The 13,929-nt window shown below is 70.1% G+C and carries 11 protein-coding genes; 9 read left to right on the forward strand and 2 right to left on the reverse strand.

Annotated elements, in window-relative coordinates:
• Positions 1–155 precede the first annotated feature (155 nt).
• Positions 156–2,903: a pyruvate dehydrogenase (acetyl-transferring), homodimeric type gene (gene aceE, locus ACIF9R_RS33380; RefSeq protein ID WP_399986162.1), complete on the reverse strand. Its 2,748-nt coding sequence runs from the start codon at positions 2,901–2,903 to the stop codon at positions 156–158.
• A 405-nt stretch (positions 2,904–3,308) separates the two neighbouring features.
• On the opposite strand from aceE, the gene ACIF9R_RS33385 reads away from it, so the two are divergent.
• From ACIF9R_RS33385 to ACIF9R_RS33410, 6 genes are all read left to right on the forward strand, one after another.
• Positions 3,309–3,746: a DUF3052 domain-containing protein gene (locus ACIF9R_RS33385; RefSeq protein ID WP_181007479.1), complete on the forward strand. Its 438-nt coding sequence runs from the start codon at positions 3,309–3,311 to the stop codon at positions 3,744–3,746.
• A gap of 109 nt (positions 3,747–3,855) precedes the next feature.
• Positions 3,856–4,314 carry a peroxiredoxin gene (locus ACIF9R_RS33390; RefSeq protein WP_399986163.1) on the forward strand — a complete coding sequence of 153 codons (459 nt, stop codon included), beginning with the start codon at positions 3,856–3,858 and terminating at the stop codon, positions 4,312–4,314.
• A 112-nt stretch (positions 4,315–4,426) separates the two neighbouring features.
• Positions 4,427–5,002 (forward strand): calcium homeostasis/redox stress adaptation protein, encoded by a 576-nt coding sequence (locus ACIF9R_RS33395; RefSeq protein WP_399986164.1) that lies wholly within the window; start codon positions 4,427–4,429, stop codon positions 5,000–5,002.
• Positions 5,003–5,135: 133 nt separating this feature from the next.
• Positions 5,136–5,711 carry a TerD family protein gene (locus ACIF9R_RS33400; protein WP_399986165.1) on the forward strand — a complete coding sequence of 192 codons (576 nt, stop codon included), beginning with the start codon at positions 5,136–5,138 and terminating at the stop codon, positions 5,709–5,711.
• Positions 5,712–5,782: 71 nt separating this feature from the next.
• Entirely contained in the window at positions 5,783–6,922 is a 1,140-nt protein-coding gene (locus ACIF9R_RS33405; protein ID WP_399986166.1) for a DUF475 domain-containing protein, read from the forward strand.
• A 136-nt stretch (positions 6,923–7,058) separates the two neighbouring features.
• Positions 7,059–7,796, forward strand: a complete 738-nt coding sequence (locus ACIF9R_RS33410; protein ID WP_399986167.1) for a Tellurium resistance — start codon at positions 7,059–7,061, stop codon at positions 7,794–7,796.
• Between the two features lie 39 nt (positions 7,797–7,835).
• On the opposite strand, the gene ACIF9R_RS33415 is transcribed toward ACIF9R_RS33410, so the two are convergent.
• Complete coding sequence (locus tag ACIF9R_RS33415) at positions 7,836–8,777, reverse strand: TerD family protein (RefSeq protein ID WP_399986168.1); 942 nt, start codon at positions 8,775–8,777, stop codon at positions 7,836–7,838.
• 172 nt (positions 8,778–8,949) lie between these two features.
• Here ACIF9R_RS33415 and ACIF9R_RS33420 point away from each other — a divergent pair, with 172 nt between their 5' ends.
• The 3 genes from ACIF9R_RS33420 to ACIF9R_RS33430 are packed head-to-tail and all read left to right on the forward strand — an operon-like array spanning position 8,950 to position 13,888.
• Positions 8,950–10,119 carry an HpcH/HpaI aldolase/citrate lyase family protein gene (locus tag ACIF9R_RS33420; protein ID WP_399986169.1) on the forward strand — a complete coding sequence of 390 codons (1,170 nt, stop codon included), beginning with the start codon at positions 8,950–8,952 and terminating at the stop codon, positions 10,117–10,119.
• Positions 10,120–10,124: 5 nt separating this feature from the next.
• Complete coding sequence (locus ACIF9R_RS33425; RefSeq protein ID WP_399986170.1) at positions 10,125–13,076, forward strand: phosphoribosyltransferase; 2,952 nt, start codon at positions 10,125–10,127, stop codon at positions 13,074–13,076.
• Positions 13,076–13,888, forward strand: a complete 813-nt coding sequence (locus tag ACIF9R_RS33430) for an HAD family hydrolase (RefSeq protein WP_399986171.1) — start codon at positions 13,076–13,078, stop codon at positions 13,886–13,888. Before ACIF9R_RS33425 ends, ACIF9R_RS33430 begins: the two co-directional genes overlap by 1 nt.
• The last annotated feature ends 41 nt before the right edge of the window (positions 13,889–13,929 follow it).

Here is a 13,929-nt window from a genome sequence, read left to right on the forward strand (position 1 = left end):
CCCGGCGCCCCCCCGGGCCCGTGAGGGCGGCGGGGCGGGCGCCCGCGCGCCCGGGGGAGCGCGGCCGGGGTGCCCGGGGCCGCCCGGGGGGCGGGGGCGCCGGCGCGTCGCCGGCGCCCCCTCCCGCCTGTGCGCTTCCCGCCCCCGCCGGAGCGTTACGCGTCGCCGCCCGCCGCCCCCGGGTCCGCCGCGGCGACGTCAAGGAGCTGGTACCGGTCGATCGCCTGCTTCAGCACCGACCGGTCCACATGCCCCTCCCGGGCCAGTTCCGTGAGGACCGCCACCACGATCGACTGCGCGTCGATGTGGAAGAACCGCCGGGCCGCCCCGCGCGTGTCGGCGAAGCCGAAGCCGTCCGCGCCCAGGGACTGGTACGTCCCCGGCACCCACCGCGCGATCTGGTCCGGCACCGACCGCATCCAGTCGGACACCGCGACCACCGGCCCCCGGGCGGCGGCCAGCTTCCGCGTCACGTACGGCGTCCGCTGCTCCTCCTCCGGGTTCAGCAGATTGTGCCGCTCACAGTCCACGGCCTCGCGCCGCAGTTCGTTCCAGGAGGTCGCCGACCAGACGTCGGCCTTGACGTTCCACTCCTCGGCGAGGATCTTCTGCGCCTCGACCGCCCACGGCACCGCGACCCCGGACGCCAGGATCTGCGCCGGAAGCGAACCCGCCGTGCCCTCGCTGAAGCGGTACAGGCCCTTGACGATGCCCTCGGCGTCCACGTTCTCCGGCTCGGCCGGGTGCTGGATCGGCTCGTTGTAGAGGGTCAGGTAGTAGAAGACGTCCTCGCCGTGCGGGTGCTCCGCGTCACCGCCGTACATCCGGCGCAGCCCGTCCTGCACGATGTGCGCGATCTCGAACCCGAACGCCGGGTCGTAGGCGACACACGCCGGGTTGGTGGACGCCAGCAGCTGCGAGTGGCCGTCCGCGTGCTGGAGACCCTCGCCGGTCAGTGTCGTACGCCCCGCGGTCGCACCCAGGACGAAACCGCGCGCCATCTGGTCGGCCATCTGCCAGAACTGGTCGCCGGTGCGCTGGAAGCCGAACATCGAGTAGAAGACGTACACCGGGATGAGCGGCTCGCCGTGGGTGGCGTAGGCCGACCCTGCGGCGATCAGCGAGGCCGTGCAGCCGGCCTCGGAGATGCCGTCGTGCAGCATCTGGCCGTTCGGCGCCTCCTTGTAGGCGAGCAGCAGCTCCCGGTCCACGGACTCGTACTGCTGTCCGAGCGGGTTGTAGATCTTCGCGCTCGGGAAGAACGAGTCCATGCCGAACGTGCGGTACTCGTCCGGCGCGATCAGTACGAACCGCCTGCCGAGCTCCTTGTCCCGCATGAGGTCCTTCAGGAGCCGGACAAAGGCCATGGTGGTCGCGATGGACTGCTGGCCGGAGCCCTTCTTCACGGTCGCGTACGTCTTGTCCCCGGGCAGTGTCAGGGGCTTCGACCGCACCAGCCGCGTCGGCACATAACCGCCGAGCGACTTGCGGCGGTCGTGCATGTACTGCATCTCCTCCGTGTCCGGGCCCGGGTGGTAGTAGGGCGGCAGACCGGACTCGAGGTCCTTGTCGGCGATCGGCAGGTGCAGCCGGTCCCGGAAGTGCTTGAGGTCGTCGACCGTCAGCTTTTTCATCTGGTGCGTGGCGTTGCGGCCCTCGAAGTTCGGGCCCAGGGTCCAGCCCTTGATCGTCTTCGCGAGGATCACCGTCGGCTGGCCCTTGTGCTCCTGGGCCGCCTTGTACGCCGCGTAGATCTTGCGGTGGTCGTGGCCGCCGCGACCCAGGTGCAGGATCTGGTCGTCGGTCATGCCCTCGACCATCGCGCGCAGCCGGTGGTCGTCGCCGAAGAAGTGGTCGCGGATGTACGCGCCCGACTCGGTGGCGTACGTCTGGAACTGGCCGTCCGGCGTGGTGTTCATCCTGTTGACCAGCACACCGTCGCGGTCCTGGGCCAGCAGCGGGTCCCAGGTGCGGTCCCAGACCAGCTTGATCACGTTCCAGCCGGCGCCCCGGAAGACCGACTCCAGCTCCTGGATGATCTTCCCGTTGCCGCGCACCGGACCGTCGAGCCGCTGCAGGTTGCAGTTGACGACGAAGGTGAGGTTGTCCAGGCCCTCGCGCGCGGCGATGGTCAGCTGGCCCAGCGACTCCGGCTCGTCCATCTCCCCGTCGCCGAGGAACGCCCAGACGTGCGACCTGGACGTGTCCGCGATGCCGCGCGCGTGCATGTAGCGGTTCATCCGCGCCTGGTAGATCGCGGCGATCGGGCCGAGGCCCATCGACACGGTCGGGAACTCCCAGAAGTCCGGCATCAGCCGCGGGTGCGGGTACGACGACAGCGTGTACGGCGCCTTCGACTTCTCCTGGCGGAAGCCGTCCAGGTGCCGCTCGCTCAGCCGGTCCAGCAGATACGCGCGGGCGTAGATGCCCGGCGAGGCGTGGCCCTGGAAGAAGACCTGGTCACCGCCGTCGCCCTCGTCCTTGCCGCGGAAGAAGTGGTTGAACCCCACGTCGTACAGCGACGCGGAGGACGCGAAGGTGGCGATGTGGCCGCCGACGCCGATGCCCGGCCGCTGCGCGCGCGAGACCATCACCGCGGCGTTCCACCGGGTCGCGTTGAGGATCTTGCGCTCGATCTCCTCGTTGCCCGGGAAGAACGGCTCGGCCCGGGTCGGGATCGTGTTGACGTAGTCCGTGCTGCGCATCTCGGGAACCGCCACGCGCCTCGCGCGAGCACGTTCGATCAGCCGCAGCATCAGATAGCGGGCCCGCTCCCGGCCGCGCTCGTCGACCGCGGCGTCGAGGGAGTCGAGCCACTCCTGCGTTTCCTCGGGGTCGAAGTCAGGAACCTGACTCGGGAGGCCGCCAATGATGATCGGGTTGCGATCGGATGCGGAAGCCACGCTGTTCCTTACCTGTCGGAGGGCCGTGAAGGGCCGCCGTTACGCTGCCACGGCCCAGTATGCGCCGCTCCCCATGGTCCACCCCGGGACCGCCGGCGTCATCTCTACCGGGAGGTAAACCACGCGCGCGGCCAGTACGGTGTGTATGGGGCTCGTCCATTCGAGTCTTCGTACACAGAGACGGTTCCCACAGGGCCAAACGGGACACAAAGGTGTGGTCTGCGTCACTGCGGGCCATGATGATGTGCTGGAGTTGCGGTGACCCGGCCAGGATCGTCACCGTTTCGGCGGTCTGCACGGCCGGGTACTTGCGCGATCCGTCCCGCCCGTGTGGACTACGGCCAGCGCCGCGCGCACACGCGCGTGGCTGAGTTGTTCCCAAGACACATGATCAGGAGGCAACCCGTGAGCGCGACCGCGGACCACGCGGAGGAGCGGACGAACCCTGCCGCCAGGCTGGGGTTCCAGCCCGGGCAGGTGGTCCAGGAGATCGGCTACGACGACGACGTCGACCAGGAGCTCCGCGAGGCCATCGAGGGCGTCATCGAGAGTGACCTGGTCGACGAGGACTACGACGACGTGGCCGACGCCGTTGTGTTGTGGTTCCGCGACGACGACGGCGACCTGACGGATGCGCTGGTGGATGCCGGCACGTACATCGAAGAGGGCGGCGCGATCCTGCTCCTCACGCCGAAGACCGGCCGTTCGGGCTATGTCGAGCCGAGTGACATCTCGGAAGCCGCCACCACGGCGGGACTGACGGCGGCCAAGAGCGTCAGCGTCGGCAAGGACTGGAGCGGCAGTCGGCTCGCCACCCCGAAGGCGGCGAAGTCGAAGCGGTGAATCGTCACCGGACGGGCCGGCCGCGTTGTGCGGCGGCCCGTCCGTCGGCCTGTCGTACATCCTGCGTAGGGTGGTCGGAGCGAACCACCCCGAAGGGATGATCACGACGATGGCGATCCAGGTCGGCGACAAGGCCCCCGATTTCGAACTGAAGGACAACCACGGGGCCACCGTGCGGCTGTCCGACTTCCGCGGGCACAAGAACGTGGTGGTGCTGTTCTACCCGTTCGCCTTCACCGGCGTGTGCACCGGAGAGCTGTGCGAGGTCCGCGACAACCTGCCGCGGTTCTCCGACCGCGACACCCAGGTGCTCGCCGTCTCCAACGACTCCATCCACACCCTGCGCGTCTTCGGCGAGCAGGAGGGCCTGGAGTACCCGCTGCTCAGCGACTTCTGGCCGCACGGCAACGTCTCGCGCGCCTACGGCGTCTTCGACGAGGACAAGGGATGCGCGGTGCGCGGCACCTTCATCATCGACAAGGAGGGCGTCGTGCGCTGGACCGTGGTCAACGGTCTGCCGGACGCCCGTGACCTCGACGAGTACGTGAAAGCACTCGACACCCTGTGATTCTTCGTTTCCAGGGACTGCGAGCTCCGGGAACCCCTCACTAGGATCGACTCGTTGATCCGACATCCGACGCACTACGGGGCACCCCGCCCCTGGACACCAAGGAGGACTCGTGGGAGTCAGCCTCAGCAAGGGCGGCAACGTATCGCTGAGCAAGGAGGCGCCGGGCCTGACAGCGGTCATCATCGGGCTGGGGTGGGACATCCGCACCACGACCGGCACCGACTTCGACCTGGACGCCAGCGCCCTGCTGCTGAACAGCTCGGGCAAGGTCGGCAGCGACGCCAACTTCATCTTCTTCAACAACCTCAAGAGCCCGGACGGCTCGGTCGAGCACACCGGTGACAACCTCACCGGTGAGGGCGAGGGTGACGACGAGCAGATCAAGGTCAACCTCGCCGCCGTCCCCGCGGACATCGAGAAGATCGTCTTCCCGGTCTCCATCTACGACGCCGAGAACCGCCAGCAGTCCTTCGGCCAGGTGCGCAACGCGTTCATCCGCGTCGTCAACCAGGCCGGCGAGGCCGAGATCGCCCGCTACGACCTGAGCGAGGACGCCTCCACCGAGACCGCCATGGTCTTCGGAGAGCTGTACCGGCACGGCGCGGAGTGGAAGTTCCGTGCCATCGGCCAGGGCTACGCCTCGGGCCTGCGCGGCATCGCGCAGGACTTCGGGGTGAACGTCTGAGACGGTCACCCGGGCGGCGACGCCCGCCCCGGCCGCTGTCCGTGGCCGCACCGCCCGGCGCCGCACGGTTTACGTGCGGCGCCGGACGCGCACTACCACCCTGAGAAACACCAACCGGAGGGGGACCAGCATCATGGGCGTCACGCTTGCCAAGGGAGGGAACGTCTCCCTGTCCAAGGCCGCACCGAACCTCACCCAGGTGATGATCGGACTCGGCTGGGACGCGCGCTCCACCACCGGAGCCGACTTCGACCTCGACGCCAGCGCGCTGATGTGCAGCGGCGGCCGGGTCATGGGCGACGAGTGGTTCATCTTCTACAACCAGCTCACCAGCCCGGACGGCTCGGTGCAGCACACCGGTGACAACCTCACCGGTGAGGGCGACGGCGACGACGAGTCCCTGCTGGTCGACCTGCCCAAGGTGCCGCAGCAGTGCGAGAAGATCGTCTTTCCGGTCTCCATCCACATGGCGGACGAGCGTGGCCAGACGTTCGGCCAGGTCAGCAATGCCTTCATCCGCGTGGTGAACCAGGCGGACGGCCAGGAACTGGCCCGCTACGACCTGAGCGAGGACGCCTCCACCGAAACCGCGATGATCTTCGGAGAGCTCTACCGCTATCAGGGTGAGTGGAAGTTCCGTGCGGTGGGGCAGGGGTACGCGTCGGGACTGCGCGGCATCGCTCTAGACTTCGGAGTCAACGTTTCGTAAAGCCGACTGCGGCATCCGTACAAGCCGACTACGGCAGCGGGGGATACCCGTACACACACCTGGGGTAGCCAGTGGTTCTGAAAACCTTCGGCTGGTCGTTCGCGGTTACCGCGCTCGGCCTGGTCGCGGCGTTTCTCTTCGGGGGGTGGACCGCCTTCGGCATCGTGGCGATCCTCTCCGTCCTGGAGATTTCGCTGTCCTTCGACAACGCGGTGGTCAACGCCGGGATCCTGAAGAAGATGAATGCCTTCTGGCAGAAGATCTTCCTCACCGTCGGCATCCTGATCGCCGTCTTCGGTATGCGGCTGGTCTTCCCCGTCGTCATCGTCGCCGTCAGCGCTCAGCTCGGCCCGATCGAGGCCGTCGACCTCGCGCTCAGCGACAAGGACCGTTATCAGGAACTCGTCACCGACGCCCACCCGGCGATCGCCGCGTTCGGTGGCATGTTCCTGCTCATGATCTTCCTGGACTTCATCTTCGAGGAGCGGGAGATCAAGTGGCTGGCGTGGCTGGAGCGCCCGCTGGCCAAGCTCGGCAAGATCGACATGCTGTCGGTCTGCATCGCGCTGATCATCCTGCTGATCTCCGCCGTGACCTTCGCGACCCAGGCCCATCAGCACGGCGGCGCACACGTCGACAAGGCCAGCACGGTCCTGCTCTCCGGTATCGCCGGTCTGATCACCTACATGATCGTGGGCGGTCTCTCCGGCTTCTTCGAGGACAAGCTCGAAGAGGAGGAGGAGCGCGAACACGAGGAGGAGGAGAAGGCCGAGCGGGAGGGCAAGCCCCGCTCCGCCATCGCCCTGGCCGGCAAGGCCGCGTTCTTCATGTTCCTCTACCTCGAGGTGCTGGACGCGTCCTTCTCCTTCGACGGTGTCATCGGCGCCTTCGCCATCACCAACGACATCGTCCTGATGGCGCTCGGCCTCGGCATCGGCGCCATGTACGTCCGTTCGCTCACGGTCTACCTGGTCCGCCAGGGCACCCTGGACGACTACGTCTACCTGGAGCACGGCGCGCACTACGCGATCGGCGCCCTGGCGATGATCCTGCTCGTCACCATCCGGTACGAGATCAACGAGATCGTCACCGGTCTCATCGGCGTCGTCCTGATCGGCGCCTCCTTCTGGTCGTCGGTGCGCCGCAACAAGCGGCTCGCGGCGGCCGAGGGGGAGGACCCCGTGAAGACAGAGGTCTCCTCCGGGGTGTGACAGCCCTCCGGACGAGGAACGCTCTCGACGGGGCGGCTCGCAGGACCAGTCCTCGAAGCCGCCCCGTCGGCCGTCCGGCACCCAGGGGTGCCCGTCGGCCGGTGGCGGGGTTCGGACAAGCGGACTTGGGGCGGGAATGGGTTTCCTGGACGGACTGTGGCGCGGACGCGAGAGCGCCTTCGACTCGGGCAGCGCGGCCACCAACGCCATCGAGCTGACCAAACGGCACGGGCAGGTGTCCCTGACCAAACAGGGCGCGGCCACCGGGCATCTGCGGATCAATCTGAGCTGGCGGATGCGCACCTCCGACTTCGGCGGCTCCCAGCGGGAGAGCCTGCTGCGCCACCCCTTCAAGGCGCTCAAACCGCCGGAGGTCGTCGCCCACAGCCAGTCCATGGTCAACGTCGACCTCGACCTGGGCTGTCTCTACGAGCTCCAGGACGGCACCAAGGGCGTCGTCCAGCCCCTCGGCGGCTACCTCGGCGACGTCAACGCGCCGCCGTACGTCAAGCTCAGCGGCGACGACCGGTTCGGCTCCGCCTCGGGCGAGACGATCTACGTCAACCTGGACCAGCGCGAGAAGATCAAGCGCCTGCTGGTCTTCGCCTACATCTACGACCAGACGCCCGCGTTCGACCGGACGCAGGCGGTCGTCACGCTGTACCCGAGCAACGGCCCGCGGGTCGAGATCAACCTCGACGAACGCCAGCCCCAGGCCCGCTCCTGCGCCGTGGTGATGATCGAGAACGTGAAGAACGAGATCATCGTCCGCCGCGAGGTGAAGTTCGTCTACGGCTTCCAGGCGGAGCTGGACCGGCTCTACGGATGGGGCCTGCAATGGGGCAGGGGCTTCAAAACGAAGGTCGAGCGGTGAGAAGCCCCTGGTTCGCGTTCGCGTGGCCCGCGTCGGGCGCTAACGCCCGATGAACTGAGGTCCCTGCGGCGGCAGCCGGAAGTCGGGGTCGGGGGACGCGGAGGTGGCGGGGGCCGGCGGCGGGAAGCCGTACCCGGACTGCGCGGCGGCTGTGGCGGGCGCGGGCGGGTAGCCGTAGGCGGGCCGGCTCGCCGGATGCGGATACCCGTAGGCGGGCTGGGTGGCCGGCGGCTGCTGCGGCGGGTAACCGTAGGCCGGCTGGGTGGGTACGCTCGCCGGCTGCTCGGGCGGCAGCGGCCGGGACACCTCGGGGACGAGCGGGGCCTGCAACTGGGTCAGGGCCTCGGAGGAGGGCTGGCCGGGGGATCCGTCCGGCGTCCGCGTCATGGCGGGCGGCTGCTGGGCGCCGCCGTCGGCGCCGGACTCCGGCAGGGCCTCCGACTCCTCCACCGAGATGCCGAAGTCGGTCGCCAGGCCCTCCAGCCCGTTCGAATAGCCCTCGCCGAGCGCCCGGAACTTCCAGCCGTCCCCGCGCCGGTACAGCTCCCCGCAGATCAGTGCGGTCTCCTGGCCGGTCTCCGGCTTGATGTCGAAGTACGCCACCGCGTCCCCGTCGGCGTCCTGCGCGTCGTACAGCAGGATGCGCAGCCCTCGTACGCGGTCGAAGGTGACGCCGTCCGCCGACGCGACCAGCAGAATCCGGCCGACGCCGGACTCGACACCTGCGAGATCCGTCTGGATCGTGTCGGTCAGGTGCTCGGCGACGCGCTTCTTGCCGAGCCGCCACACCTGTCCGGAAGGGTGCCGGGGCTGGTTGTAGAAGACGAAGTCCTCGTCGGAGCGCACACGGTCGTCGAGGCCCAGGAGCAGCGCGGAGGCGTCGACGTCCGGTACCCCCTGCCCGGGCGACCAGCGCAGCACGGCGCGTACGGTGGTGACCTCGAGAGGGACGTTCGACCCCTTCAGCATCGCGTGCGTCATGTGGTCATCCTGCCTTCTCCGTCCTGGTCACGACAACGCGGGGGGTTGGCTCGCCACGGCAGGGTTACCTGAAGTTCATGCCCGGCGGGAACCGCCGACATGGAGATCTACGTACTATTACCGGCCACCTTCCGACATTCCACTGATTCCACTGAAACCACGGGGGAGCTCAATGCGTCATTTCGGTCACATCGCCCCTGCGGTGCGGAAACGTCTCTTCTACCAGGAGCCCGGCGAGTTCACGCCGGACTCCCCGGCACGGCTGCTCTCCGCCGCCCTCGGCGCCACGCTCTACAGCCCGGCGACCAGACCCCGGCTCGCCGACGACATCGTCAAGCAGGGCGCCCGGGGCGTGGTCTCCATGGTGCTGTGCCTGGAGGACTCCATCGACGACGCCGATGTGACCGCCGGCGAGGAGAACCTCGTACGCCAGTTCGCCGACCTGGCCGGGCGGCGTCCCGCGGCGGATCTGCCGCTGCTGTTCATCCGCGTCCGGGTCCCCGAACAGATCCCCGACCTCGTCCGCCGCCTCGGCCCCGCCGCCTCGCTGCTGTCCGGATTCGTCCTGCCGAAGTTCACCTCCGAACGCGGCCTGCCGTTCCTGGAGGCCCTGACCCTCGCCGAGGCCGAGAGCGGCCACCGGCTGTTCGCCATGCCGGTCCTGGAATCGCCCGAGCTGCTCTACCGCGAGTCCCGCGTGGAGACCCTGGAGGGCATCTTCCGCGTCGTCGACAAGTACCGCGACCGCGTGCTCGCCCTGCGCCTCGGCGTCACCGACTTCTGCTCCTCCTACGGGCTGCGCCGGGACCCCGACATGACGGCGTACGACATCCAGGTCGTCGCCTCCGTCATCTCCGACGTGGTGAACATGCTCGGCCGCGCCGACGGCACCGGATTCACCGTGACCGGACCCGTCTGGGAGTACTTCCGGGCCCAGGAGCGCATGTTCAAGCCACTGCTGCGGCAGAGCCCCTTCCACGAGGTCCAGGCCGTCGCCCTGCGCCAGAAGCTCATCGAGCACGCCATGGACGGCCTGCTCCGCGAGATCTCCCTGGACCGGGCCAACGGCCTGCTCGGCAAGACCTGCATCCACCCCTCCCACGTCCTGCCCGTGCACGCGCTGTCCGTGGTCAGCCACGAGGAGTTCAGCGACGCCCAGGACATTCTCCGGCCGGAACGCGGCGGCGGGGGTGTACTCAGGTCGGCCTACACGAACAAGATGAACGAGGTGAAGCCGCACCGCGCCTGGGCCGAGCGGACGCTGCTGCGGGCCGAGGTCTTCGGCGTGGCGAACGAGGACACCGGCTTCGTGGAACTGCTCGCGGCGGGCCTGGCGGACTGACGGGGATGGAGAGGGCGGAGAAGGCTGTGAACGAGGGGGTGCACCACGACCCGGTGCGTCGGACGGCACCGGCGGGCGAGGACATATGGTCCGGCAGCTGGGTCACACGGCGGCTCGGCGTCGAGCTGGCCGGCGACGAGACGCTGCCCGGTCTGCTGGGACTGGCGCTGCGCCGCAACCCCAAACGGGCCCACCTGCTGGTGTCCAACGTCCTCGGCAAGCACGTCCCCCAGTCGCCGTCGGTCGTGTACGGCCACGGCGTCGAGCTCGGCCGCAGGGTGCGGGAGCTGCTGGGCGCCTCGGCGGAGGGCGCGGTCGTCCTCGGCTACGCCGAGACCGCGACCGGACTCGGCCACTGTGTCGCCGACGGTCTGGGCGTCGCCCCCTACCTGCACTCCACGCGCCGCCCCGTCGCGGGGACGGCCACGGCCGGGGGCTTCGAGGAGTCCCACTCCCACGCGACGTCCCACCTGCTGCTCCCGGAGGACCCGTCCCTGCTGGCCGGGGACGGCCCGCTGGTCCTCGTCGACGACGAGTTCTCCACGGGCAACACTGTGCTGAACACCGTCCGTGCTCTTCATGCGCGGTATCCGCGGGGGCGGTATGTGATCGTCGCCCTCGTCGACATGCGGTCGGCCGCGGACGCCGGGCGGCTGGACGCGTTCGCCGAGGAGATCGGGGCACGCATCGACCTGGTGACGGTCGCCTCGGGCACGGTGCGGTTGCCTGACGGCGTCCTGGAGAAGGGGCAGGAGCTGGTCGCGCGGTACGAACGCGGGGCGGGGGGTGGCGCGGCGGGTGCGGGTGCGTCGGGGGCGGTCGCGCAGTTCCCCGCGCCCCTTGAGGGTGTTGCCGGTGCGGTCGGCTTGGAGGCGGAGGGTGCGTCGGGGGCGGTTGCGCAGTTCCCCGCGCCCCTTGAGGGTGTTGCCGGTGCGGTCGGCTTGGAGGCGGAGGGTGCGGCGGGGGGTGGCGCGGCGGGTGCGGGTGCGTCGGGGCCGGTCGCGCAGTTCCCCGCGCCCCTTGAGGGCGCTGTCGGTGCCGTCGGCTTGGAAGCTGAGGGTGGGGGTGACTCCCCAGGGGCGCGGGGAACTGCGCGATCAACCCACGGCGGGCCGCGGCCGAGTGACGGGCTCACGCGTGCGGAGTCGCACCGGCCTGCTGGTTCCGCGTCCCTGGAGGGTGACTCCCCAGGGGCGCGGGGAACTGCGCGACCAGCCCACGGCGGGCCGCGGCCGAACGGCGGGCTCACCCGCGTGGAGCTGGGCTGGCCCGCCGGGCTCCCCGACGGGGGACGTCACGGCTTCACCCCCGCGCACCGCGCCCGCATCGAGCGCGCACTCCCCGACATGGCCGCCCGCCTCACCGAAGCACTGCCGGCCGGCGCACGCCGCATACTCGTCCTCGGCTTCGAGGAGCTGATGTACGCCCCGCTGCGTCTCGCGGGCGAGCTGGAGCGGGCCACCCACGCCGACGTGCGCTTCTCCACCACCACCCGCTCACCCGTCCTCGCCGTCGACGACCCCGGCTACGCGATACGCACCCGCCTCGTCTTCCCCGCCCACGACGACCCCGCCGACGGACCCGGCGACCGCTACGCCTACAACGTCGCCGGCGGCGGGTTCGACGCCGTCGTCGCCGTGGTCGACTCGGCCGCCGACACCCCCGCGCTGCACGCGCCCGGCGGCCTGCTCGCCCGGCTCGCCGAGCACACCCCGCAGATCCTCCTCGCGGTCGTACCGTCGTACGTACCCGCTTCCGCGCCCGCATCCGCCCAGGACGCCCCCGAAAGGCCCGCCACCATGCTGCCCGCGCCCCTCAGAGGCCCCGCCTTCTCCTCGTACGCACCGGAGGAGGTCGGCTGGCTGCTCCAGGACCTCTCCGACGTGACACTGGAGGCGCCGACCGAGGAGCGCGAGGAGGCCATCCAGAGCGGCGGCGCCCACTACGCCGAGTCGCTGCCCGTGGAGTACCAGCCCAGCGAGCAGTACCAGGCACTGTTCCACGCCGCCCTGGACGAGTCGGCGGCCCGCCTCGCCCACGCCGTGGGCGTGGTCACCGAGACCGTCCTCGCCGAGCGGTCCCCCCGCCCGGTGCTCGTCTCCCTGGCCCGCGCCGGCACCCCCGTCGGCGTCCTGATGCGCCGCTGGGCCCAGCACCGCCACGACCTCGACCTCCCGCACTACGCGGTCTCCATCGTCCGTGGCCGGGGCATCGACGCCAACGCGCTGCGCTGGCTGGCCGCCCACCACGACCCCCGGGACGTGGTGTTCGTCGACGGCTGGACCGGCAAGGGCGCCATCACCCGCGAACTCGCCCAGGCGGTCGAGGAGTTCGAGAAGACCGAGGGCGTCACCGGCTTCGACCCGGAGATCGCCGTCCTCGCCGACCCCGGCTCCTGCGTCCGCACCTACGGCACCCGCGAGGACTATCTGATCCCCTCGGCCTGCCTCAACTCGACCGTCTCCGGCCTGATCTCACGCACCGTGCTGCGTGCCGACCTGGTCGGCCCGGACGACTTCCACGGCGCCAAGTTCTACCGCGAACTCGCCGCCGCCGACCTGTCGGTGGCCTTCCTGGACGCCGTCTCCGCCCGCTTCCCGGAGGTCACGGACGCGGCCTGCGCCCAGGCCAAGGAACTCCTCTCCACCGACCGCACCCCCACCTGGGAGGGCTGGGCCGCGGTCGAGCGGATCAGTGAGGAGTACGGCATCCACGACGTGAACCTCGTCAAGCCCGGAGTCGGTGAGACCACCCGGGTCCTGCTGCGCCGGGTGCCCTGGAAGGTGCTGGCCCGGACGGGAGCCGGCAGCGACGTCGAGCACGTCCGCCTGCTCGCCGAGCAGCGGGGCGTCCCCGTCGAGGAGGTCGACGGACTCCCGTACACCTGCGTGGGGTTGATCCACCCCAGATACACGCGGGGCGCGACCGGCGCCGACGGCAAGGCGGTGACCCGCTGATGCCCGCCGTCGTCGCCAGCGACCTCGACCGCACCCTCATCTACTCCGCCGCAGCCCTCGCCCTGACCATGCCCGACGCCCGGGCACCGAGGCTGCTGTGCGTGGAGGTCCACGAGAGCAGGCCCCTGTCGTACATGACGGAGACGGCGGCCCAGCTCCTCACCGACCTCGGCGACGAGGCCGTGTTCGTCCCCACGACGACCCGTACCCGCAAGCAGTACCAGCGCATCAACCTCCCCGGACCGCAGCCCACGTACGCGATCTGCGCCAACGGCGGCCACCTCCTCGTCGACGGCGAGACGGACCGGGACTGGCACGCGCGGGTGCTCGCCCGGCTCGCCGACGAGTGCGCCCCGCTGTCCGAGGTGCAGGAACACCTGCTGCGGACCGCCGACCCGGTGTGGGTGCGCAAGCACCGCGTCGCCGAGGACCTGTTCGCCTACCTGGTCGTCGAGCGCGAGCTGCTCAGCGAGGAGTGGGTGAAGGAACTCGCGGTGTGGGCGGAGAACCGCGGCTGGACGGTGTCCCTCCAGGGCCGCAAGATCTACGCCGTGCCCAAGCCGCTCACGAAGAGCGCGGCCATGCGCGAGGTCGCCCGCCGCACCGGCGCGGATCTCACCCTCGCGGCCGGCGACTCCCTCCTCGACGCCGACCTGCTGCTCGCCGCCGACCGGAGCTGGCGCCCCGGGCACGGCGAACTCGCCGACGCGGACTGGACGGCCCCCGCCGTCAGGGCCCTGCCCGAGCGGGGGGTACTGGCCGGGGAGCGCATCCTGCGCGACTTCCTGCGAACGGTCCGCGCACCCCGCTGACCGCGAAGGACCGCGACGTCTGCCCCCCGCCCGCGCGGGGC

The organism is Streptomyces sp. NPDC086080, assembly GCF_044540255.1.
GTDB lineage: Bacteria > Actinomycetota > Actinomycetes > Streptomycetales > Streptomycetaceae > Streptomyces.